The organism is Burkholderia sp. YIM B11467, from assembly GCF_052952715.1.
In genome coordinates this window covers 104811-127118 of sequence record NZ_JBQVSQ010000014.1, presented here as the reverse complement: position 1 = coordinate 127118, position 22308 = coordinate 104811, and the positions used below count along the sequence as shown (strand labels likewise).

Genomic DNA, 22308 nt, shown 5'->3' with positions numbered 1-22308 from the left:
CGAGAGAATACAGAGGGTAATGACCATGCAGACGATCCGCATCAGGCACGCCGCGCTCGCGGTGGCGGCAGTCGCCGCGTTGAGCGGCTGCGCGACCGTGCAGACGCCGACCAAGGGCGATCCGCTCGAAGGCTTCAACCGGACGATGTACAAGTTCAACGATACGGTCGACACGTACGCGCTGAAGCCGGTCGCGCAGGGCTACCAGTACGTGGTGCCGCAGCCGGTGCGCGACAGCGTCACGAACTTCTTCTCGAACATCGGCGACGTCTACATCGCGGCGAACAACATCGTGCAGTTGCGGATCGCGGACGGCGTTGGCGACCTGATGCGCGTCGTGATCAACACGGTGTTCGGCGTCGGTGGCCTGTTCGATGTGGCGACGATCGCGAAGCTGCCGAAGCACACGGCCGACTTCGGGATCACGATGGGCCGCTACGGCATGCCGTCGGGCCCGTATCTCGTGTTGCCGCTGCTCGGACCGAGCACGCTGCGCGACACGGCCGGCCTCGGCGTCGACTATGTCGGCAATCCGCTGACCTATGTGAAGCCGGACGGCGTGGGTTACGGCCTGTTCGGCGTGAACCTCATCAACACGCGCGCGAACCTGCTCGGCGCGGGCGATGTGCTGAACGCCGCGGCGCTCGACAAGTATTCGTTCGTGCGTAACGCGTACCTGCAGCGCCGCCAGATGCTGATCGACAACGCGCGCGGCGAAGCCGGCTCGACGGCGAGCAACGACGCGCTGCCGAAGTACGATCTGCCGGACGATGGCGCGGCACCGGCGGCAGCCGGTGCGACGGCGCCGGCTGGTGCATCGGGCGCGGCGGTGGCCGCGCCGGCTTCGGGCACGGCCGAATCGCCGAACCCGGCCAGCGAAACGAGCGTGCCGCCGATGCAGGTGGCGCCGCCGTCGCCGGGCGGGTTCCGCTTCCCGAGCATCCGGCTGCACTGACGGACTTACATTCGTTACAGCCGGAAACGATTCAGTCGGTAGCGTGCGCGAACTTGCGCGTAAGCTACCTGCTCCAACCTTCGCATCGACTCAATCATGCAGGTCACTATGATGAAAAAACTGTTCCTGATCCCCGTATTCGCGGCGCTGTTCTCGTTCGGCAGCGCAGCTCACGCGCAAGTCGACCAGTCGAACCCGCAGTCGCTGATCAAGACGGCGACGCAGCAGGTGCTCGACGAAGTCAAGGCGCAGACGATCAAGCAGGGCGACACCAACCGCATCATTACGATCGTCAACAAGGACATCCTGCCGTACACCGATTTCCGCCGCACCACGCAGCTCGCGATGGGCCGCAACTGGCGCACGGCGACGGCCGAGCAGCAGCAGCAGGTTCAGGAGCAGTTCAAGCTGCTGCTGATCCGTACGTATTCGGGTGCGCTCGCGCAGCTGAAGCCGGACCAGCAGATCCAGTACCCGCCGTTCCGCGCGGATCCGGCCGATACCGATGTCGTGGTCAAGACGGTTGCGTTGAACAACGGCCAGCCGGTCCAGATCGATTACCGCCTGTACAAGTCGGCGAACGGCTGGAAGGTGTATGACCTGAACGTGCTCGGCGCATGGCTGATCCAGACGTACCAGCAGCAGTTCAACGAGAAGATCCAGCAAAGCGGCGTGGACGGCCTGATCCAGTTCCTGACGCAGCGCAACCAGCAACTTGCCGCCGGCAAGCAGGCGTCGTGAGCGGTTTCGAAGCCGGCTCCTCGCTGACCGTCGCGAGCGCGAAGTCCGCGCTCGCGGACGGTCTTGCGCGCATCGGCGCGGGTGCGACCGCCGTCGATTGCGCGGCGCTGACGCAGTTCGACTCGTCCGCGCTCGCCGTGCTGCTCGCATGGCAACGTGCCGCCAAAGCGCGCGGCGCGACCCTCGACATCCTCAATCTCCCCCCGAAGCTCGCCAGCCTCGCGCGCGCCTACGGCGTCGACGCGCTCATCGAAGGCGCCGGGCGACATTGACCCTGTCCGACCGGAGCCTGCCGCGCCAGCCGGCGCGCGCACGCTTCACGCCGCGCGTCTCCGGCGCCGGCTCCACCAGCCGGTTTGCCCTATAATCAAGCGTTTTGCGGGGCAGCCAATCGGCGTCCGGCCCCCATTTTCTTTCGCAGCAAGCACAGAATAGGCGTCGCGGCCATTGCGTCGCGCACAGTCATGTCAGCCATAGAAATCCGTCACGTCAAGAAGCGCTACAAATCGCTTCAGGCGCTCAAGGGCGTCAGCCTGTCGGTCGAGGAAGGCGAGTTTTTCGGTCTGCTCGGCCCCAACGGCGCAGGCAAGACCACGCTCATCAGCATCCTCGCCGGGCTTGCCCGGGCCGACGAAGGCAGTATCTCGGTGCGCGGCCACGACGTCGTCAAGGACTTCCGTGGGGCGCGCCGCGCACTCGGCGTCGTGCCGCAGGAACTCGTTTTCGACCCGTTCTTCACCGTCCGCGAGACGCTGCGGATCCAGTCCGGCTATTTCGGGCTGCGTCGCAACGACGACTGGATCGATGAAGTGATGGCCAATCTCGACCTGACCGAGAAGGCCGACGCGAACATGCGCGCGCTGTCGGGCGGGATGAAGCGCCGCGTGCTCGTCGCGCAGGCGCTCGTGCACCGGCCGCCCGTGATCGTGCTCGACGAGCCGACCGCCGGCGTCGACGTCGAACTGCGCCAGACGCTGTGGAAATTCATCTCGCGCCTGAACCGCGAGGGCCACACGATCGTGCTGACCACCCATTACCTCGAGGAAGCCGAGTCGCTGTGCGACCGCATCGCGATGCTGCGCCGCGGGGAAGTGGTCGCGCTCGACCGCACCGACGCGCTGCTGCGCCGCTTCGCGGGGCTGCAGCTCTATCTGCGCCTGGCGACAGGTGCGCTGCCCGCCGAGCTGCGCGGGCTGGAGACCGACCCGGCCGCGCGCGCGCCGGGCGAGCACCTGCTGCGCCTCACGAGCTACGACGATGTCGAACGCATCCTCGCGCAGTGCCGCGCGGCGGGCTGCACGTTCGACGAGATCGAGGTCCGCAAGGCCGACCTCGAGGATGTGTTCGTCCAGGTGATGAACGGGGCCGAGGTGATCGAGGGATTGGCATGAGCGGTTTTCAAACGCTGTTCTACAAGGAACTGCTGCGTTTCTGGAAGGTGTCGTTCCAGACGGTATGCGCACCGATCGTGACGGCGCTGCTGTATCTGACGATCTTCGGTCACGCGCTGTCGGGCCGCGTCGAGGTGTATCCGGGCGTCGAGTACGTGAGCTTTCTCGTGCCGGGCCTCGTGATGATGAGCGTGCTGCAGAACGCGTTCGCGAACAGTTCGTCGTCGCTGATCCAGTCGAAGATCACCGGCAACCTCGTGTTCATGCTGCTGCCGCCGCTGTCGTACCGCGACATCTTCGGCGCGTACGTGCTCGCGTCCGTCGTGCGCGGGCTCGCGGTCGGCGCGGGCGTGTTCGTCGTGACGATCTGGTTCATCCCGATGCATTTCGCGGCGCCGCTGTTCATCATCGCGTTCGCGCTGCTCGGCTCGGCGATCCTCGGCACGCTCGGCTTGATCGCGGGGATCTGGGCCGAGAAGTTCGACCAGCTCGCCGCGTTCCAGAACTTCCTGATCATGCCGCTGACGTTCCTGTCCGGCGTGTTTTATTCGACGCACTCGCTGCCGCCCGTGTGGCGCGAGATCTCGCGTCTCAATCCGTTTTTCTACATGATCGACGGCTTCCGTTTCGGGTTCTTCGGCGCGTCCGACATCAACCCGTTCGCGAGCCTGGCGATCGTTGCCGGTTTCTTCGTGCTGCTCGCGATGATCGCGATGCGGCTGCTCGCGACCGGCTACAAACTGCGTCATTGATATCACTGGCTGCGGCCGCCTCGGGCGGCGCGCGCCGACAGGAGCCTTACACCATGTTGCCGACTCCCGAACAGGTCAAGCAATACATCGCGGGCGGTATCGCCTGCACTCATCTGGAAGTCGAAGGCGACGGCCAGCATTTCTTCGCGACGATCGTGTCGGCGGCCTTCGAAGGCAAGCGGCCGATCCAGCGGCACCAGCTCGTCTACGCGGCGCTCGGCGATCGCATGAAGCAGGAAATTCACGCGCTCAGCATGAAGACGCTGACGCCCGCCGAATGGCAGAACGCATAACCGGAAAAACTGAGTGCAAGTCACCGTCAACGAGCGCGACGCCGTCAAGAGCGTCGCCACGGCACACCCGGCCGCCAACGGGGAATCGCACGGACATGGGATGGACAAGCTCGTGATCGAGGGCGGCCGTCGCCTGTCCGGCGAGATCGTCGTGTCGGGCGCGAAGAACGCCGCGCTGCCGATCCTGTGTGCGGGGCTGCTCACCGCCGATCCGGTCGATCTCGACAACGTGCCGAATCTGCAGGACGTGCGCACCACGCTGAAGGTGCTGAACCAGATGGGCGTGAAGAGCGAGACCGACGGTTGCCGCGTGCAGCTCGACGCGTCGCGTGTCGACAACCTCGTTGCGCCGTACGAACTCGTGAAGACGATGCGCGCGTCGATCCTCGTGCTCGGGCCGCTGCTCGCGCGCTTCGGCGAGGCGAAGGTGTCGCTGCCGGGCGGCTGCGCGATCGGCGCGCGTCCGGTCGACCAGCACATCAAGGGCCTGCAGGCGATGGGCGCCGAGATCAGCATCGAGCACGGCTTCATCGAAGCGCGCGCGAAGCGCCTGAAGGGCGCGCGCATCGTGACCGACATGATCACGGTGACGGGGACGGAAAACCTGCTGATGGCCGCGACGCTCGCGGACGGCGAGACGGTGATCGAGAACGCGGCGCGCGAACCTGAGGTGAGCGATCTCGCACACTTGCTGGTCGCGATGGGCGCGAAAATCGACGGCATCGGCACCGATCGCCTCGTGATCCAGGGCGTCGAGCGGCTGCACGGCGCGCGCCATTCGGTGATCCCCGACCGCATCGAGGCCGGCACGTTCCTGTGCGCGGTCGCGGCGGCGGGCGGCGACGTGATGCTGACGGGCGTGCGCCCGCACATCCTCGACGCGGTGATCGACAAGCTGCGCGAAGCCGGCGTGTCGATCGAGGAAGGCGACAGCTGGCTGCGCGTGAAGATGGACCGCCGGCCGTCGGCCGTGACGATCCGCACGTCGGAATACCCGGCGTTCCCGACCGACATGCAGGCGCAGTTCATGGCGCTCAATACGGTCTCGACGGGCACCGCGCAGGTCGTCGAAACCATTTTCGAGAACCGCTTCATGCACGTGCAGGAGCTGAACCGGCTCGGCGCGAATATCACGATCGACGGCAACACGGCGCTCGTGACGGGTGTCGAGAAGCTGTCGGGCGCGAACGTGATGGCGACCGACCTGCGTGCGTCGGCGAGCCTCGTGATCGCCGGGCTGCGTGCCGACGGCGAAACGCTCGTCGACCGCATCTATCACCTGGACCGCGGTTACGACCGCATGGAAGCCAAACTGACCGCCGTCGGCGCGAACGTGCGCCGCCTCTCCGGGAGCCAAGCATGACCGCGCCGCTGACCCTCGCCCTGTCGAAGGGCCGGATTTTCGAGGAAACCCTGCCGCTGCTCGCCGCGGCCGGCATCCAGGTGGCCGAGGATCCGGAAACGTCGCGCAAGCTGATCCTGCCGACGACCGACCCGAACCTGCGCGTGATCATCGTGCGCGCGAGCGACGTGCCGACCTATGTCGAATACGGCGCGGCCGATTTCGGCGTGGCCGGCAAGGACGTGCTGGTCGAGCACGGCGGCTCGGGGCTGTACCAGCCGATCGATCTGAACATTGCGCGCTGCCGGATGTCGGTGGCCGTGTCGGCCGGCTTCGACTACGCGAACGCGGTGCGCCAGGGCGCGCGCCTGCGCGTCGCGACGAAGTACGTCGAAACGGCGCGCGAGCACTTTGCCGCGAAGGGCGTGCACGTCGACCTGATCAAGCTGTACGGCTCGATGGAGCTGGCGCCGCTGGTCGGGCTGGCCGACGCGATCGTCGACCTCGTCAGCTCGGGCGGCACGCTGAAGGCGAACAATCTGGTCGAGGTCGAGGAGATCATGGCGATCTCGTCGCGCCTCGTCGTGAACCAGGCTGCGCTGAAGTTGAAGCGCGCGGCGCTCAAGCCGATTCTCGACGCGTTCGAACGCGCGTCGCAGAATGGCGGTTGAGCGCATCACCGTAACGGAACTCCCATGTCCATCACCATCCGCAAGCTCGATTCGACGAACGAAGGCTTCGGCGCCGCACTGCGCGCGTTGCTCGCATTCGAGGCGAGCGAAGACGCGGCGATCGAGCAATCGGTCGCGCAGATCCTCGCCGACGTGAAGTCGCGCGGCGACGCCGCGGTGCTCGAGTACACGAATCGCTTCGACCGGCTGAGCGCGAGCAGCGTCGCCGCGCTAGAACTGCCGCAGGACGCGCTGCAGACGGCGCTCGACGGCCTTGCGCCGAAGGCGCGCGCGGCGCTCGAAGCGGCCGCGGCGCGGGTGCGCGCGTACCACGAGAAGCAGAAGATCGAGTGCGGCACGCATAGCTGGCAGTACACGGAAAGCGACGGCACGGTGCTCGGCCAGAAGGTCACGCCGCTCGACCGCGTCGGCCTGTACGTGCCGGGCGGCAAGGCCGCGTATCCGTCGTCGGTGCTGATGAACGCGATTCCCGCGCGCGTCGCGGGCGTCGGCGAGATCGTGATGGTCGTGCCGACGCCGGACGGCGTGAAGAACGACCTCGTGCTCGCCGCGGCGCTGCTCGGCGGCGTCGATCGCGTGTTCACGATCGGCGGTGCGCAGGCGGTCGCTGCGCTCGCGTACGGCACGGCCACGGTGCCGGCCGTCGACAAGATCTGCGGCCCCGGCAATGCGTACGTCGCGTCGGCGAAGCGCCGCGTGTTCGGCACGGTCGGCATCGACATGATCGCCGGTCCGTCGGAAATCCTCGTGATCTGCGACGGCACGACCGATCCGAACTGGGTCGCGATGGACCTGTTTTCGCAAGCCGAGCACGACGAGCTCGCGCAGTCGATCCTGCTGTGCCCGGACGGCGCGTTCCTCGACCGCGTCGAAAAGGCGATCGACGAGATGCTGCCGTCGATGCCGCGCCGGGACGTGATTCGCGCGTCGCTCGAAGGCCGTGGCGCGCTGATCAAGGTGCGCGACATGGCCGAGGCGTGCCGGATCGCGAACGACATCGCACCCGAGCACCTGGAAATTTCGGCGCTGGAACCGCAGCAATGGGGCCAGCAGATCCGCCACGCGGGCGCGATCTTCCTCGGCCGCTACACGAGCGAGAGCCTCGGCGACTACTGCGCGGGCCCGAACCACGTGCTGCCGACGTCGCGCACCGCGCGCTTCTCGTCGCCGCTCGGCGTGTACGACTTCATCAAGCGCTCGAGCCTGATCGAGGTCAGCGCCGAAGGCGCGCAGACGCTCGGCGAGATCGCGTCCGAGCTCGCGTACGGCGAAGGGCTGCAGGCGCACGCGAAGAGCGCCGAGTTCCGGATGAGGGGCTGACCGCGCGCTGCGCGGGGCCGGGGCAGGCGCCGACGCGCCGGTGCCGGCGGACCCCGAAACCCGGGGTTGGAGACGAGTGCAGGGCGGCGGCCGCCGCCTTGCCGACCATTTGACGCCGGCGCGACGCACGCCGGCTTGAGACCATGACGACGCCACAAGACATCATCCGCCGCGACGTGCTCGCGATGACGAGCTACCCGGTGCCGGACGCGAGCGGGTTCGTGAAGCTCGACGCGATGGAGAACCCGTATCCGCTGCCCGAACCGCTAGCCGCGGCGCTCGGCGAGCGTCTCGCGCAGGTCGCGCTGAACCGCTACCCGGCGCCGCGCCCGGCTGCGCTGCTCGACAAGCTGCGCCACGCGATGGGCGTGCCGGCCGCATGCGACGTGTTGCTCGGCAACGGGTCGGACGAAATCATCAGCATGATGTCGGTCGCGTGCGCGCGGCCGGGTGCGAAGGTGCTCGCGCCGGTGCCGGGTTTCGTGATGTACGAACTGTCCGCGAAGCTCGCGCAGCTCGAATTCGTCGGCGTGCCGCTGAAGGCCGACCTGACGCTCGACGTCGACGCGATGCTCGCGGCGATCGACGAGCACCGGCCGGCGATCGTCTATCTCGCGTACCCGAACAACCCGACCGGCACGTTGTACGACGATGCCGATGTCGAACGGATCGTCGCGGCCGCGCGGCACAGCCTGGTCGTGATCGACGAGGCATACCAGCCGTTCGCCGAGCGCTCGTGGCTGCCGCGCGCCGCCGAGTTCGACAACGTCGTCGTGATGCGCACGGTGTCGAAGCTCGGCCTCGCGGGAATCCGCCTCGGTTATCTCGTCGGTTCGCCCGCGTGGCTGACCGAATTCGACAAGGTGCGCCCGCCGTACAACATCAACGTGCTGACCCAGGCGACCGCCGATTTCCTGCTCGACCACCTCGGCGTACTCGACGCGCAGGCGGCCGAACTGCGCGCGGAACGCACGCGTCTCGCGCAGGCCGTGGCCGCGCTGCCGGGCGCGACGGTGTTCCCGAGCGCCGGCAATTTCCTGCTGGTGCGCGTGCCGGACGCGGCTGCCGTGTTCGATGCGCTGCTCACCGAGCGGGTGCTGGTCAAAAACGTGAGTAAAATGCATTCGTTGCTGGCTGAATGCGTGCGGCTGACCGTCGGTTCTCCCGATGAAAACGCCCGCCTGCTGGCTGCTTTGAAACTCGCGCTGCCCGGTTGAGCCCAGGGCGCGGCGGCGCGCGACGATCAATCCCCATTTACATCAGACTCAATCAAGGAATTGCCATGCGTGTGGCGGAAGTCGTTCGCAATACCAGCGAAACGCAGATCCGTGTGAAGCTCGATCTCGACGGCACCGGCCGGCAGAAGCTGGCCACCGGTGTGCCGTTTCTCGACCATATGCTCGACCAGATCGCGCGACACGGTCTGGTCGATCTCGAGGTCGAAGCGCATGGCGACACGCATATCGACGACCACCACACGGTCGAGGATGTCGGCATCACGCTCGGGCAGGCCGTCGCGAAGGCGATCGGCGACCGCAAGGGCATCCGCCGCTACGGCCATTCGTACGTGCCGCTCGACGAGGCGCTGTCGCGCGTCGTGATCGATTTCTCGGGCCGGCCGGGCCTCGAATTCCACGTGCCGTTCACGCGTGCGCGGATCGGCACCTTCGACGTCGACCTGTCGATCGAATTCTTCCGCGGTTTCGTGAACCACGCGGGCGTCACGCTGCACATCGACAACCTGCGCGGGATCAACGCGCACCATCAGCTCGAGACGGTGTTCAAGGCCTTCGGCCGTGCACTGCGCGCGGCGGTGGAGCTGGACGAGCGTGCGGCGGGGCAGATTCCGTCGACGAAAGGCAGCCTCTGAACTTCCGAACGGACGGACGCTAAGGACAACCTCACGGCTTCGGCGCACGGCGCCGGCTTGCGATGGATCTGCTCAAATCGTTCATTTCGCTGCTTGCGCTGATCAACCCGATCGGCGCGGTGCCGTTTTTCCTGAGCCTGACGGCGCAGCAGACGGACGTCGAGCGGCGTCGCACGATCCGGATCGCGTCGGTGTCGGTATTCTGCGTGATGACGGTGACGACGCTGCTCGGGCAGCAGATCATCGACTTCTTCGGCATTTCGGTCGGGTCGCTCGAAGTGGGCGGCGGGATCATCATGCTGCTGATGGCGATCAACATGCTGAACGCGCAGATCGGCAACACGCGATCGACGCCCGAGGAGCGCCACGAGGCCGAGCTGAAGGACAACATCGCGGTCGTGCCGCTGGCGATTCCGCTGCTCACGGGCCCCGGCTCGATCAGCACGGTGATCATCTATGCGGCGAATTCGCGTCACTGGTATGAGCGGGCCGGGCTGGTCGCGATCGGCGCGGTCCTGGCTTTGCTGTGTTTCGTCGCGATGCGGCTCGCCGAGCCGATCGCGAACTGGATCGGCCGCACGGGCATCAACATCGCCACGCGGCTGATGGGTCTGATGCTGTCGGCGCTGGCGGTGGAATTCATCGTCAATGGACTGAGGGCGCTACTGCCTGCACTGAGATGAAAACTTCGATTGCGATTGTGGATTATGGGATGGGCAACCTGCGCTCGGTCGCGCAGGCGCTCAAGAAGGCCGAACCGGCCGCCGACGTGGCGATCGTCGACACGCCGGCCGCGATTCGCGCGGCCGACCGCGTCGTGCTGCCCGGCCAGGGCGCGATGCCCGACTGCATGCGCTGTCTCGGCGAATCGGGCCTGCAGGAGGCCGTGATCGAGGCGTCGCGCACGAAGCCGCTGCTCGGCGTGTGCGTCGGCGAGCAGATGCTGTTCGACTGGAGCGCGGAAGGCGACACGAAGGGCCTCGGCCTGTTGCCCGGCAAGGTCGTGCGCTTCGAGCTCGACGGCCGGCTGCAGGATGACGGCTCGCGCTTCAAGGTGCCGCAGATGGGCTGGAACCGCGTGCGTCAGTCGCAGCCGCACCCGCTGTGGGACGGCGTGCCCGACGACGCGTATTTCTACTTCGTGCACAGCTACTACGTGACGCCGGACAACCCGGCGCACTCGGTGGGCGAAACCGCCTACGGCGCGCCGTTTACGTCGGCGGTCGCGCGCGATAATCTCTTCGCGACCCAATTCCACCCCGAGAAGAGTGCGGAGGTCGGGTTGCGTCTGTATCGCAACTTCGTACACTGGAAACCGTGAACGTCGCGTGCGTGCCACAGTCGGCGGGCCGGAAAGGCCCGTCGCACGGGGCTCGCCCGCCAAGACGCCGAAAGAGTTGTACTAAACTAGCGAGACGGCGCGGCACCGGTTTGGCCGGTGCGCGCCGGATTCTTTTCTTTTTCCACGACGACATCCGATTGCTATGTTGCTGATTCCGGCCATCGATCTAAAAGACGGTCAGTGTGTTCGCCTGAAACAGGGCGATATGGACCAGGCTACGATTTTCTCCGAGGACCCGGCGGCGATGGCCCGCAAGTGGGTCGATCTCGGCGCCCGGCGACTCCATCTGGTCGACCTGAACGGCGCATTCGCCGGCAAGCCGAGGAATCTCGAGGCGATCGAGGCGATCCTCGACGAAGTCGGCGATGAAATCCCCGTACAGCTCGGCGGCGGCATCCGCAGCCTCGAGACGATCGAGAAGTATCTCGACGCCGGCCTGTCCTACGTGATCATCGGCACGGCGGCCGTGAAGGATCCGGGCTTCCTGCAGGATGCGTGCACCGCGTTCGCGGGCAGCATCATCGTCGGCCTGGATGCGAAGGACGGCAAGGTCGCGACCGACGGCTGGAGCAAGCTGACGGGCCACGAAGTGATCGATCTCGCGCGGAAGTTCGAAGACTACGGCGTCGAATCGATCGTCTACACGGACATCGGCCGCGACGGGATGCTGCAGGGCATCAACATCGAGGCGACCGTGAAGCTCGCGCAGGCGGTCGGTATCCCGGTGATCGCCAGCGGCGGCCTGTCGAATCTCACGGACATCGAGAACCTGTGCGAGGTGGAAGAGCAAGGCGTCGAAGGCGTGATCTGCGGCCGCGCGATCTACTCCGGCGATCTCGATTTCGCGACCGCGCAAAAGCGCGCGGACGAACTGAACGGCGAACTCGACAACGCGTAACCGCGGTTGTCCCGTTCGCCGGGGCTGCCCGCGGGCGGCCCCGACCGGAAGCCTCGCGCGAGGCTTCCGTAACCGGCCGTCCCATCGCGGCATTTGGCGCAACATCATGGCTCTAGCTAAACGCATCATCCCCTGCCTGGACGTGACTGCCGGGCGTGTCGTCAAGGGCGTCAACTTCGTCGAGCTGCGCGACGCCGGCGACCCCGTCGAAATCGCCCGCCGCTACGACGACCAGGGTGCCGACGAACTGACCTTCCTCGACATTACCGCGACCTCCGACCAGCGCGACCTGATCCTGCCGATCATCGAAGCCGTTGCATCGCAGGTCTTCATTCCGTTGACGGTCGGCGGCGGCGTGCGCGCCGTCGAGGACGTGCGGCGCCTGCTGAACGCGGGCGCGGACAAGGTCAGCATGAATTCGTCGGCGGTCGCGAACCCGCAGCTCGTGCGCGACGCGGCCGACAAGTACGGCTCGCAGTGCATCGTCGTCGCGATCGACGCGAAGCGCGTGTCGGCCGATGGCGAGACGCCGCGCTGGGAAGTGTTCACGCACGGCGGCCGCAAGGGCACGGGCCTCGACGCGATCGAATGGGCGCGCAAGATGGCCGAGCTCGGCGCGGGCGAGATCCTGCTCACGAGCATGGACCGCGACGGCACGAAGTCGGGTTTCGACCTCGCGCTCACGCGCGGCGTGTCGGATGCGGTGCCGGTGCCGGTGATCGCGTCGGGCGGCGTCGGCTCGCTGCAGCACCTCGCGGACGGCATCAAGGACGGCCGCGCCGACGCGGTGCTGGCGGCGAGCATCTTCCACTACGGCGAGCACACGGTCGGCGAGGCGAAGCGCTTCATGGCCGACCAGGGCATCCCGGTGAGGCTGTGATGAATACGGAAACGAAATCCCTGCCCGCGTGGCTCGACAAGGTTCGCTGGGACGACAACGGCCTCGTGCCGGTGATCGCGCAGGAAGCGTCGACGAACGACGTGCTGATGTTCGCGTGGATGAACCGCGAGGCACTGGCGAAGACGATCGAGACGCAGCGCGCGGTCTATTACTCGCGCTCGCGCAAGCGCCTGTGGTTCAAGGGCGAGGAGTCGGGCCACGTGCAGCACGTGCACGAGGTGCGGCTCGATTGCGACGAGGACGTCGTGCTGCTGAAGGTCGAGCAGGTGTCGGGCATCGCGTGCCACACCGGCCGGCATTCGTGCTTCTTCCAGAAATTCGAAGGCAACGTCGACAGCGGCGACTGGGTCGCGGTCGATCCGGTGCTGAAAGACCCCGAACACATCTACAAATGACGCAATCCACCGAAGACACGCTGCTGCGCCTCGCGGCCGTGATCGATAGCCGCAAGGGCGGCGATCCCGATCAATCGTACGTATCGCGCCTGTTCCACAAGGGCGACGATGCGGTGCTGAAGAAGATCGGCGAAGAGGCGACGGAAGTCGTGCTGGCCGCGAAGGACGTGCGCCAGGGCGGCGCGCCGACCGCGCTCGTCGGCGAGGTGGCCGACCTGTGGTTCCACTGCCTCGTGATGCTGTCGCACTTCGACCTGAGCCCGGCCGACGTGATCGCCGAACTCGAGCGCCGCGAAGGATTGTCGGGCATCGAGGAGAAGGCGCTGCGCAAGCGCCGCGAGCGCGAGGAAAACGGCGGGTGACAGGCTTTGTCGCGGGACGGCCACAGTGCGGTAAGCTGTAAGAAATGTCATCTAACGGGGGTAGCATCATGACCGATACGCCAAGCCAGTTTCCGCCGCCGTCGGTGCCGGGGGCCGCGGACGCCGAACGCCTGAACGGGCTGCGCACGCTGACTCACGTGCTCTATGGCCTCTATGCGTTTCATTGGTTGACGGGCGGCGTGACGGGCATCATCGCGATCATCATCAACTACGTGAAGCGCGGCGATGTGGCCGGCACGCCGTACGCCGATCACTTCGAGTGGCAGATCCGCACGTTCTGGCGCGCACTGATCGCCTATGTGATCGGGTTCGCGCTGATGTTCATCGTGATCGGATTTGCAGTGATGTTTGTCACATGGATCTGGACGCTGTACCGTATTATCAAGGGTTGGCTGTACCTGAACGACAACAAGACGCTCGATCCGCAGGCGTGGTTCTGACCGGCCGCGCGCGGGCGTCAGCAGGAGCAACATGAGTCACGATCCGAATTGCCTGTTCTGCAAGATCGCGGCAGGCGAGATCCCGAGCACGAAGGTGCACGAGGACGACGAATTCGTCGCGTTCCGCGACATCCGCCCGGCGGCCGAGACGCACGTGCTCGTGATTCCGCGCCAGCATCTGCCGACGCTGTCGGCGGCGAGCGACGGCGATGCGCCGATGCTCGGCCGGCTGATGCTGCTCGTGTCGCGCCTCGCCGAGCAGCTCGGCGTCGCGTATACGGGCGGCGAAACCGGTTTTCGCACGGTGATCAATACGGGCCCGGGCGGCGGGCAGGAGGTCTACCACCTGCACGCGCATATCCTGGCCGGCCCGCGCCCCTGGCAGCGGATGGGTTGACGGCGCGGGGCGTTTCCCCGCATCCGATAGTCGAAGCCGGCGCGTCGCCGGCGATTTGCGCCGCGAAGCGGTGTGGTTGAGGAGAGGTTTCATCATGGGTGGATTGAGCATTTGGCACTGGCTGATCGTGCTGCTGATCGTCGCGCTGGTTTTCGGTACGAAGAAGCTGCGCAACATCGGCAACGACCTCGGCAGCGCGGTGAAGGGCTTCAAGGACGGCATGAAGGAAGGCGAGACGCCGGCGGACGCGCAGCAACTGCCGCGCACGGGCTCGGTCGACGTCAACGCGAAGGAAACGACGCGTTCCGATTCGAACAAGGCGTAACGCCCGTACGCTGACAGGCTCGCGATGCTGGATCTCGGTCTTTCGAAGATGGCGCTGATCGGCGTCGTCGCGCTCGTGGTGCTCGGCCCCGAGCGCCTGCCGCGCGTCGCGCGTACGGCAGGCGCATTGTTCGGCCGCGCGCAGCGGTACATCAACGACGTGAAGGCCGAGGTCTCGCGCGAAATCGAACTCGACGCGCTGCGGACGATGAAGACCGATTTCGAGTCGGCCGCGCGCAATGTCGAGACGACGATTCACGACAACCTGCGCGAGCACGAAAAGGAACTGAACGACACGTGGCATTCCGCGGTCGGCGGTCTTAACGAAGGCTCCGGCGATGCCGGGTCCTACGGTTCCGACACACCCGCGGCGCCGTCGTGGCGCGGCAGCATGACCGCACTTGCGCCGAAGCGCCGCAACTGGCGCGTCAAGCAGGCGGCGACGCCTGTCTGGTACAAGCGCGCGACCACCCGCCGCACGCACGTGCAGTCGGGCGCCGCGCGTGTCGCGCGCCACCAGCCGGCCAGCCTGCGCCGGCCGACGCGCTTCTTCTGAGCCGAGCGCATGCTCGCACGTTTATCCTACCGAGGGCCGGCGTGAGCGACCCCCAGCAGAACCCGGGCGACGCCCCGGAAGAAACCTTCATTTCCCATCTCGTCGAGCTTCGCGATCGCATCATTCGCGCGGGGCTGGCCGTGATCGTCGTGTTCCTCGGGCTCGTCTACTGGGCGCCCGACATCTTCAAGCTGCTCGCGCGGCCGTTGATGCAGAACCTGCCGAAGGACGGCAAGATGATCGTGACCGACGTCACCGGCTCGTTCTTCGTGCCGATGAAGGTCACGATGCTCGTCGCGCTCGTGATCGCGCTGCCGGTCGTGCTGTACCAGATCTGGGCGTTCGTCGCGCCGGGGCTGTACCAGCACGAGAAGAAGCTCGTCGTGCCGCTCGTCGGCAGCAGCTACTTCCTGTTCCTGTGCGGGATGGCGTTCGCGTACTTCCTCGTGTTCCCGACGATCTTCCGCGTGATGGCGCACTACAACGCGCCGCTCGGCGCCGAGATGACGACCGACATCGACAACTACCTGAGCTTCGTGCTCGGGATGTTCATCGCATTCGGGGTCACGTTCGAGGTGCCGATCGTCGTCGTGCTGCTCGTCCGGATGGGCGTGCTGACGGTGAAGAAGCTGAAGGAGATCCGCCCGTACGTGATCGTCGGCGCGTTCGTCGTCGCGGCGGTCGTCACGCCGCCGGACGTGTTCTCGCAACTGATGCTCGCGCTGCCGCTCATCGTGCTGTACGAGGCCGGGATCCTGGCCGCGCGGTTCTTCGTGCCGAAGAAGCCGGCCGAAGAGGGCGAGGCGGGGAACGGCGAAGCCGCGAGCTGACGACGGTGCGCCGGGCGGCGCGCGGCGGCTGGCCTTGCGGCCAGAGGCGTGATGCGGCCCGGTGGCGTTGCCGGCGGAAAGCGGGTCGAGGCCACGTCACCGGCCAACACCACACGGTCTCCGATGCAAAACAAAAGGGCAGCCCCGGCTGCCCTTTTTCATTCCCGTTCACAGCCGGCACGCAGCGGCGTGCCGCCCGCCCCGAACGTCATTCGGTATCGCTGTCCTGCTCGTCGAGCGTCTGCTTCGGCGGCGGCGGGCGCTTGCCGATCACGACGTTCACGTCGAACTCCTTGCCCTTGCGCACGACGTGCACCTTCGTCGGCGTGCCCGGCTTGATCTGCGCGACGACGTTCAGCAGCTTCGTCGTGTCGGTGATTTCCTCGCCGTTGACCGTGACCAGGATGTCGCCCGGCTTGATACCGGCCTTGTCGGCCGGGCCACCCTGCAGCACGCCCGCAACGATCGCGCCCGATTTCTGCTGCAGCCCGAACGACTCGGCGATTTCCGGCGTGACGTCCTGCGGCTCGACGCCGATCCAGCCGCGCGTGACCGAGCCCGACGTGATGATGCTTTCAAGCACCGTGCGCGCGGTCGATACGGGAATCGCGAAGCCGATGCCGAGCGAGCCGCCCGAGCGCGAGTAGATCGCCGTGTTGATGCCGAGCAGGTTGCCGTTCACGTCGACCAGCGCGCCGCCCGAGTTGCCGGGGTTGATCGGCGCGTCGGTCTGGATGAAGTTCTCGAACGTGTTGATGCCGAGGTGGTTGCGGCCGAGCGCGCTGATGATCCCCATCGTGACCGTCTGGCCGACGCCGAACGGGTTGCCGATCGCGAGCACGACGTCGCCGACCCGCGACTGGTCGGAGCGGCCGAGCGTGATCGTCGGCAGGTTCGTCATGTTGATCTTCAGCACGGCCAGGTCGGTCTCGGGATCGCTGCCGATCACCTTCGCGGTGCCCGTGCGGCCGTCGGCGAGCGCGACTTCGATCTGGTCGGCGCCGTCCACGACGTGCTGGTTCGTTAGAATGTAACCTTCAGGGCTCACGATAACGCCCGAGCCAAGGTTGGCTGCCGGTTCGTCCTGCTGCTTGCGAGCGTTGCGGTCGCCGAAGAAGTAGCGGAACAGCGGATCTTTCGCGCGCGGGTCGGGCGGCAGCGAGCCGTCCTTGCTGGAGAAGACGTTGACGACGGCCGGCATCGCCTTCTGCGCGGCTTCCGCGTACGACGTGGTCGCCGGCGCGCCGCCGATGCCCGGTGCGACTTCCCGCAGCGCAACGATCGGCGTGGCGAGCTGCTTGCCGAGCTGTCCTTGCCGTTGCAGCCATTGCGGCTTGAGCGTCACGACGATGAACATCAGCGCGAGCAGCACGGTAACCGCCTGCGCGAAGAACAGCCAGAAGCGTCTAAGCATCTGAATGGATTAGAGGTTTATATGGATCGGATCGAACTTGAATTGTACTTGAACAATACCCTTGAAACCGCCCGCTTCAAGGACTATTGCCCGAACGGCCTCCAGGTCGAGGGGCGCCGCAAGGTCGAAAAGATCGCCACCGGCGTGACCGCGTCGGTCGCGTTCCTGGAGGCCGCGCTCGAATGGGGGGCGGATGCCGTGCTCGTTCATCACGGCTATTTCTGGCGCAACGAGGCGCCGCAGATCACGGGCCGCAAGTACCAGCGCCTGAAGCTGCTGCTCGCGAACGACCTGAACCTGTTCGCGTTCCACCTGCCGCTCGACGCGCATCCCGAATTCGGCAACAACGCGCAGCTCGGCGCGAAGCTCGGGCTGATCGGCGAGCAGCGGTTCGGCGACGGCGACCTCGGCTGGATGGCCACGCTGCCGATGCCCGTCACGCTCGAGCACTTCGTCGCGAAGGTCGAGCGCGTGCTCGGCCGCACGCCGCTCGTGCTCGGCGATTCGGACATGCAGCTGCGCCGCATCGCGTGGTGCACGGGCGCCGCGCAGAGCTATTTCGATGCGGCGATCGATGCCGGCGCGGACGTGTTCCTGACCGGCGAGGTGTCCGAATACGTGACGCACACGGCGGCCGAGAGCGGCGTCGCGTTCGTTGCGGCAGGGCACCATGCGACCGAACGCTACGGAATCCAGGCGCTCGGCGCCCATTTATCCGAAGAATTCGATCTCGAACACCTTTTTATCGATATTCATAATCCGGTCTGAACGACGGATTTGCGGCGGCGCATCGAAATTTCGCAATGAAGCAGGTGCTTAAAAGTGAAATGATTTAATCGCTCCGGTAGTGGGGGAAAACCCTTAACTATCAATCACTTCGAAGGGATTTTCATCTCCGGGCCTTGTAAATGACGACTCCATTCGAGCAAACTAGCGGCGGAATGGAAAGTCGTGACGGAAAATCCAACTCAGAAGTGGGGCGTGTGATGCGAGACAAGGAAGAGAAACGCGTCGACAGCGGCCGCCGTACCTGGCTGATTGCGACATCCGTAGCAGGTGGCGTGGGAGGCGTAGCCACCGTCATACCTTTCGCGGCGTCGCTTGCGCCGTCCGAGAAAGCGAAAGCGGCCGGTGCGCCGGTCGAGGTCGACATCAGCGGCCTGAAGCCCGGCGAGATGGTCACCGTGCCGTGGCGCGGCAAGCCCGTCTGGATCCTGAATCGCACCGATTCGATGCTGGCCGACGTGGTCAAGGCCGACAAGGAAGTGGCCGACCCAACCACGAAATCCCCGTATTCGATGCCGTTGCCCGCGTATTGCGCCAACGAATATCGCTCGCGGGCCGATCGCAAGAACATTCTCGTCGTGATGGCCGTGTGTACGCACCTCGGCTGCACGCCTAGCCAACGCTTCACGCCGGGTCCGCAGCCGAACCTGCCGGACGACTGGCCGGGTGGTTTCCTGTGCCCGTGCCACGGTTCGACCTACGACCTCGCCGGCCGTGTGTTCAAGAACAAGCCGGCGCCTCAGAATCTCGACATCCCGCCCTATATGTTCACGTCGGCGACGTCCCTCGTGATCGGCAAGGACGAGAAAGGAGAAGCGTGATGGCTGGCGACAACAAAGAAGTCTCCACGACAGGTCTCACCGGCTGGATCGACCAGCGCTTCCCGCTCACGTCCACCTGGAAGAAGCACGTTTCCGAGTACTACGCGCCGAAGAACTTCAACTTCTGGTACTTCTTCGGCTCCCTCGCGCTGCTGGTGCTCGTCAACCAGATCGTCACGGGCATCTTCCTGACGATGAACTACAAGCCCGACTCGACGCTCGCGTTCGCGTCGGTCGAGTACATCATGCGCGAGGTGCCGTGGGGCTGGCTGATCCGCTACATGCACTCCACGGGTGCGTCGCTGTTCTTTGTCGTCGTCTACCTGCACATGTTTCGCGGGCTGATGTACGGTTCGTACCGCAAGCCGCGCGAACTCGTGTGGATCTTCGGCTGCGCGATCTTCCTGTGCCTGATGGCCGAAGCGTTCTTCGGCTATCTGCTGCCGTGGGGCCAGATGTCGTTCTGGGGCGCGCAAGTGATCGTGAACCTGTTCTCGGCGATCCCGTTCGTCGGTCCGGACCTGTCGCTGTGGATTCGCGGCGACTACGTGGTGTCGGACGTCACGCTGAACCGCTTCTTCGCGTTCCACGTGATCGCGATTCCGCTCGTGCTGGTCGGCCTCGTGATCGCGCACCTCGTCGCACTGCACGAAGTGGGGTCAAATAACCCGGACGGCATCGAGATCAAGGCGAAGAAGGACGAGAACGGCATTCCGCTCGACGGCATCCCGTTCCACCCGTACTACTCGGTGCACGATTTCTTCGGCGTGTGCGTGTTCCTGATGGTGTTCGCGCTGATCGTGTTCTTCTCGCCGGAAATGGGCGGCTACTTCCTCGAGGCGAACAACTTCGTCCCGGCGAACCCGCTGCAGACGCCGCCCGAGATCGCGCCGGTCTGGTATTTCACCGCGTTCTACGCGATGCTGCGCGCCACCACCGACCCGTTCAAGATCGTGCTGATGATCGTGATCGCGCTGCTCGGCGTGCTTGCGCTGATCCGCGCGCGCGGCAAGTGGAAGGCCGGGCTGCCGGTGCTGGCTGCGGCGATCGTCGTGTTCATGTTCCTGACGGAGTCGAAGTTCTGGGGCGTGGTCGTGATGGGTTCGGCGGTGATCACGCTGTTCTTCCTGCCGTGGCTCGACCGCAGCCCGGTGAAGTCGATCCGCTACCGGCCGCTGTTCCACAAGGTGTTCCTCGGGATCTTCATCGCGGCGTTCCTGATCCTCGCGTTTCTCGGCACGCGGCCGCCATCGCCGGCTTCGACGCTGATCGCGCAGGTTTGTGCGCTGATTTATTTCGCGTTCTTCCTCGGCATGCCCGTCTGGACGCCGCTTGGCACGTTCAAGCAGCCGCCGGAGCGGGTGCGCTTCAAGCCCCATTAACGAGAGCGAGGAGAGAACGACATGAAGAAACTGCTTTCGACACTCGCGCTGATCGGGGCGACCGCGTGTGCGCTGCTGGCGGCGCCGGCCGTGCGGGCGGAAGGTAATTTTCCGCTCGACCGGGCGCCCGATAACACGGAAAATCTCGTTTCGCTTCAGCACGGCGCGCAATTGTTTGTAAACTATTGCCTGAACTGCCACAGCGCGAACCTGATGCGCTACAACCGTCTGACGGATCTGGGCATATCCCAGAAGGAGATCGAAACGAATCTCCTGTTCACGACCGACAAGGTCGGGAACACGATGTCCGTCGCGATGCGGCCCGAAGACGCGAAGAACTGGCTCGGCACCTCGCCGCCCGACCTGTCGGTCGAGGAGCGGGCGCGCGGCCGCGACTGGCTGTATACGTATCTGCGGAGTTTCTACCGCGACGATACGCGACCGACCGGCTGGAACAACGCGGTGTTCGAGAACGTCGGCATGCCCCATGTGTTGTGGCAGCTGCAGGGGCAGCGCACCGCCAGATTCGAAGACAAGACGGACGAGGAGACGGGCGAGAAGGTCCACACGCTCGTCGGCTTCCAGCAGGTCACGCCGGGGACGCTGTCGTCACCGGATTATGATGCTGCGGTTGCCGACCTGGTGGCCTATATGACGTGGATGTCCGAGCCGGCCCAGCAGACCCGCAAGCGCCTCGGCGTGTGGGTGCTGATTTTTCTCGGGGTCCTGACTTTCCTGGCCTGGCGGCTCAATGCCGCGTACTGGAAAGATATCAAGTAATCACGCCTGACCGGCGTGGGGCCGGCGCAAGGCGGAACCCGTGAAAGGGGTTGCGCCGCGTGTCGGCCCTCGGCTTTTTTGAGGAAATGTAAATATGATGGTTCTGTATTCCGGCACAACTTGCCCGTTCTCCCAGCGTTGCCGGCTGGTGCTGTTCGAGAAGGGCATGGACTTCGAGATCCGCGACGTCGACCTGTTCAACAAGCCGGAAGATATTTCGGTGATGAACCCGTATGGCCAGGTGCCGATCCTGGTCGAGCGCGACTTGATCCTGTACGAATCGAACATCATCAACGAGTACATCGACGAGCGCTTCCCGCATCCGCAACTGATGCCGGCCGACCCGGTGCAGCGCGCGCGTGCGCGCCTGTTCCTGCTCAACTTCGAGAAGGAACTGTTCGTTCACGTCAGCACGCTCGAGAACGAGAAGGGCAAGGCTGCGGAGAAGAACCACGAGAAGGCACGCCTCGCGATCCGCGATCGCCTGACGCAGCTCGCGCCGATCTTCCTGAAGAACAAGTACATGCTCGGCGAAGAGTTCTCGATGCTCGACGTCGCGATCGCACCGCTGCTGTGGCGTCTGGATCACTACGGCATCGAGCTGTCGAAGAACGCCGCGCCGCTGATGAAGTACGCCGAACGGATCTTCAGCCGTCCGGCCTATATCGAAGCACTGACGCCGTCCGAAAAGGTCATGCGTCGTTAATGGCATGACGGAGAGGGTGACGCGGCGTGCCGCGCGCCCGCTCCGGGTTCGAGGATTGTGATGCAAGAGATTTCAACGAAGCCTTATCTGCTGCGCGCGTTGTACGAGTGGTGCACCGATAACGGTTACACGCCGCATATCGCGGTGAGAGTCGACAACTCGACGCGCGTGCCGCGTCAGTTCGTGCGTGACGGCGAGATCGTGCTCAACATCAGCTTCGAGGCGACGAGCCAGTTGCAGATGGGCAACGAGTGGATCGAGTTCACGGCCCGGTTCTCCGGGAAGGCGCACAAGATCGAGATTCCGGTTGCCAACGTGCTCGCGATCTATGCGCGCGAGAACGGGCAGGGGATGGCGTTCCAGGTCGATGCGGTTGCGGGTGAAGGCGAGGATTCGGGCACATTCGACGAAGAGGCTGTGCAGGCGGATGATGCGCAGCGCGACGAGCCGCCGTCACCGCTGACGCCGGTTGCCGACAGCGGCGCGAACGAGGAACCGTCCGAAGGTGCCGACGAACCGCCGAAAACTGATGGCGATGGTTCGAAAGGCGGCAGCAGACCTCGCCTCAAGATCGTGAAATGAGGTAGAATCTCGCGC

At 65.4% G+C, this 22308-nt stretch carries 29 protein-coding genes; 28 read left to right on the top strand and 1 reads right to left on the bottom strand.

Features of this window, described 5'->3' with window-relative positions:
• Positions 1-25: 25 nt before the first annotated feature.
• The 22 genes from ACTRWB_RS33680 to tatC all read left to right on the top strand — a co-directional run bounded on the left by ACTRWB_RS33680 (position 26) and on the right by tatC (position 15822).
• Entirely contained in the window at positions 26-955 is a 930-nt protein-coding gene (locus tag ACTRWB_RS33680) for an MlaA family lipoprotein (RefSeq protein ID WP_343494168.1), read from the top strand.
• Between the two features lie 111 nt (positions 956-1066).
• Entirely contained in the window at positions 1067-1696 is a 630-nt protein-coding gene (locus ACTRWB_RS33675; protein ID WP_343494102.1) for an MlaC/ttg2D family ABC transporter substrate-binding protein, read from the top strand.
• Positions 1693-1968, top strand: a complete 276-nt coding sequence (locus ACTRWB_RS33670) for an STAS domain-containing protein (RefSeq protein ID WP_446904429.1) — start codon at positions 1693-1695, stop codon at positions 1966-1968. The genes ACTRWB_RS33675 and ACTRWB_RS33670 overlap by 4 nt, the downstream gene beginning before the upstream one ends.
• Before the next feature lie 192 nt (positions 1969-2160).
• Positions 2161-3087, top strand: coding sequence for an ABC transporter ATP-binding protein (locus ACTRWB_RS33665; protein ID WP_034189820.1), 927 nt, complete (start codon positions 2161-2163; stop codon positions 3085-3087).
• Complete coding sequence (locus ACTRWB_RS33660) at positions 3084-3839, top strand: ABC transporter permease (protein WP_048251411.1); 756 nt, start codon at positions 3084-3086, stop codon at positions 3837-3839. Before ACTRWB_RS33665 ends, ACTRWB_RS33660 begins: the two co-directional genes overlap by 4 nt.
• Before the next feature lie 53 nt (positions 3840-3892).
• On the top strand, positions 3893-4132 hold the full coding sequence (locus tag ACTRWB_RS33655; RefSeq protein WP_446904428.1) for a BolA family protein: 240 nt from the start codon (positions 3893-3895) through the stop codon (positions 4130-4132).
• Between the two features lie 13 nt (positions 4133-4145).
• A complete protein-coding gene (gene murA / locus ACTRWB_RS33650) occupies positions 4146-5495 on the top strand; it encodes a UDP-N-acetylglucosamine 1-carboxyvinyltransferase (RefSeq protein ID WP_129513551.1) in 1350 nt (449 codons plus the stop codon).
• Complete coding sequence (gene hisG / locus ACTRWB_RS33645; protein WP_048251409.1) at positions 5492-6145, top strand: ATP phosphoribosyltransferase; 654 nt, start codon at positions 5492-5494, stop codon at positions 6143-6145. The genes murA and hisG overlap by 4 nt, the downstream gene beginning before the upstream one ends.
• Before the next feature lie 24 nt (positions 6146-6169).
• Complete coding sequence (hisD, locus tag ACTRWB_RS33640) at positions 6170-7486, top strand: histidinol dehydrogenase (RefSeq protein WP_446904427.1); 1317 nt, start codon at positions 6170-6172, stop codon at positions 7484-7486.
• Between the two features lie 143 nt (positions 7487-7629).
• Complete coding sequence (gene hisC / locus ACTRWB_RS33635; protein WP_048251407.1) at positions 7630-8703, top strand: histidinol-phosphate transaminase; 1074 nt, start codon at positions 7630-7632, stop codon at positions 8701-8703.
• 65 nt (positions 8704-8768) lie between these two features.
• The gene (gene hisB, locus ACTRWB_RS33630; protein ID WP_011546606.1) at positions 8769-9356 is read left to right on the top strand and encodes an imidazoleglycerol-phosphate dehydratase HisB; all 588 of its coding nucleotides are present in this window, start codon (positions 8769-8771) and stop codon (positions 9354-9356) included.
• 62 nt (positions 9357-9418) lie between these two features.
• Entirely contained in the window at positions 9419-10039 is a 621-nt protein-coding gene (locus tag ACTRWB_RS33625) for a MarC family protein (protein WP_129513554.1), read from the top strand.
• Positions 10036-10677, top strand: coding sequence for an imidazole glycerol phosphate synthase subunit HisH (hisH, locus tag ACTRWB_RS33620; protein ID WP_129513555.1), 642 nt, complete (start codon positions 10036-10038; stop codon positions 10675-10677). The genes ACTRWB_RS33625 and hisH overlap by 4 nt, the downstream gene beginning before the upstream one ends.
• Before the next feature lie 163 nt (positions 10678-10840).
• Positions 10841-11596, top strand: coding sequence for a 1-(5-phosphoribosyl)-5-[(5-phosphoribosylamino)methylideneamino]imidazole-4-carboxamide isomerase (gene hisA, locus ACTRWB_RS33615; protein WP_129513556.1), 756 nt, complete (start codon positions 10841-10843; stop codon positions 11594-11596).
• Positions 11597-11702: 106 nt separating this feature from the next.
• Positions 11703-12476, top strand: coding sequence for an imidazole glycerol phosphate synthase subunit HisF (gene hisF / locus ACTRWB_RS33610; protein ID WP_047899625.1), 774 nt, complete (start codon positions 11703-11705; stop codon positions 12474-12476).
• Positions 12476-12892: a phosphoribosyl-AMP cyclohydrolase gene (gene hisI, locus ACTRWB_RS33605; RefSeq protein ID WP_048251404.1), complete on the top strand. Its 417-nt coding sequence runs from the start codon at positions 12476-12478 to the stop codon at positions 12890-12892. Before hisF ends, hisI begins: the two co-directional genes overlap by 1 nt.
• A complete protein-coding gene (locus tag ACTRWB_RS33600) occupies positions 12889-13254 on the top strand; it encodes a phosphoribosyl-ATP diphosphatase (protein WP_006485344.1) in 366 nt (121 codons plus the stop codon). The genes hisI and ACTRWB_RS33600 overlap by 4 nt, the downstream gene beginning before the upstream one ends.
• A 68-nt stretch (positions 13255-13322) precedes the next feature.
• Positions 13323-13715 (top strand): DUF4870 family protein, encoded by a 393-nt coding sequence (locus ACTRWB_RS33595; RefSeq protein WP_048251403.1) that lies wholly within the window; start codon positions 13323-13325, stop codon positions 13713-13715.
• A gap of 31 nt (positions 13716-13746) precedes the next feature.
• Positions 13747-14112, top strand: a complete 366-nt coding sequence (locus ACTRWB_RS33590; protein WP_129513557.1) for a histidine triad nucleotide-binding protein — start codon at positions 13747-13749, stop codon at positions 14110-14112.
• Between the two features lie 94 nt (positions 14113-14206).
• A complete protein-coding gene (tatA, locus tag ACTRWB_RS33585) occupies positions 14207-14437 on the top strand; it encodes a Sec-independent protein translocase subunit TatA (protein ID WP_059232563.1) in 231 nt (76 codons plus the stop codon).
• A gap of 24 nt (positions 14438-14461) precedes the next feature.
• Positions 14462-14992 carry a Sec-independent protein translocase protein TatB gene (tatB, locus tag ACTRWB_RS33580; protein ID WP_048251401.1) on the top strand — a complete coding sequence of 177 codons (531 nt, stop codon included), beginning with the start codon at positions 14462-14464 and terminating at the stop codon, positions 14990-14992.
• 41 nt (positions 14993-15033) lie between these two features.
• A complete protein-coding gene (tatC, locus tag ACTRWB_RS33575; RefSeq protein WP_048251400.1) occupies positions 15034-15822 on the top strand; it encodes a twin-arginine translocase subunit TatC in 789 nt (262 codons plus the stop codon).
• Between the two features lie 208 nt (positions 15823-16030).
• On the opposite strand, the gene ACTRWB_RS33570 is transcribed toward tatC, so the two are convergent.
• The gene (locus ACTRWB_RS33570; protein ID WP_128847719.1) at positions 16031-17236 is read right to left on the bottom strand and encodes a Do family serine endopeptidase; all 1206 of its coding nucleotides are present in this window, start codon (positions 17234-17236) and stop codon (positions 16031-16033) included.
• A gap of 21 nt (positions 17237-17257) precedes the next feature.
• On the opposite strand from ACTRWB_RS33570, the gene ACTRWB_RS33565 reads away from it, so the two are divergent.
• The 6 genes from ACTRWB_RS33565 (at position 17258) to ACTRWB_RS33540 (ending at position 22293) form a co-directional block, all read left to right on the top strand.
• A complete protein-coding gene (locus tag ACTRWB_RS33565) occupies positions 17258-18004 on the top strand; it encodes a Nif3-like dinuclear metal center hexameric protein (RefSeq protein ID WP_446904426.1) in 747 nt (248 codons plus the stop codon).
• Between the two features lie 218 nt (positions 18005-18222).
• Positions 18223-18843, top strand: coding sequence for a ubiquinol-cytochrome c reductase iron-sulfur subunit (gene petA / locus ACTRWB_RS33560; protein ID WP_129514728.1), 621 nt, complete (start codon positions 18223-18225; stop codon positions 18841-18843).
• The gene (locus tag ACTRWB_RS33555; protein WP_129513560.1) at positions 18843-20225 is read left to right on the top strand and encodes a cytochrome b; all 1383 of its coding nucleotides are present in this window, start codon (positions 18843-18845) and stop codon (positions 20223-20225) included. The genes petA and ACTRWB_RS33555 overlap by 1 nt, the downstream gene beginning before the upstream one ends.
• 21 nt (positions 20226-20246) lie before the next feature.
• Positions 20247-21005, top strand: coding sequence for a cytochrome c1 (locus tag ACTRWB_RS33550; protein ID WP_129513561.1), 759 nt, complete (start codon positions 20247-20249; stop codon positions 21003-21005).
• Between the two features lie 94 nt (positions 21006-21099).
• Positions 21100-21711: a glutathione S-transferase N-terminal domain-containing protein gene (locus ACTRWB_RS33545; RefSeq protein WP_014898290.1), complete on the top strand. Its 612-nt coding sequence runs from the start codon at positions 21100-21102 to the stop codon at positions 21709-21711.
• Between the two features lie 60 nt (positions 21712-21771).
• Complete coding sequence (locus ACTRWB_RS33540; RefSeq protein WP_193097516.1) at positions 21772-22293, top strand: ClpXP protease specificity-enhancing factor; 522 nt, start codon at positions 21772-21774, stop codon at positions 22291-22293.
• The last annotated feature ends 15 nt before the right edge of the window (positions 22294-22308 follow it).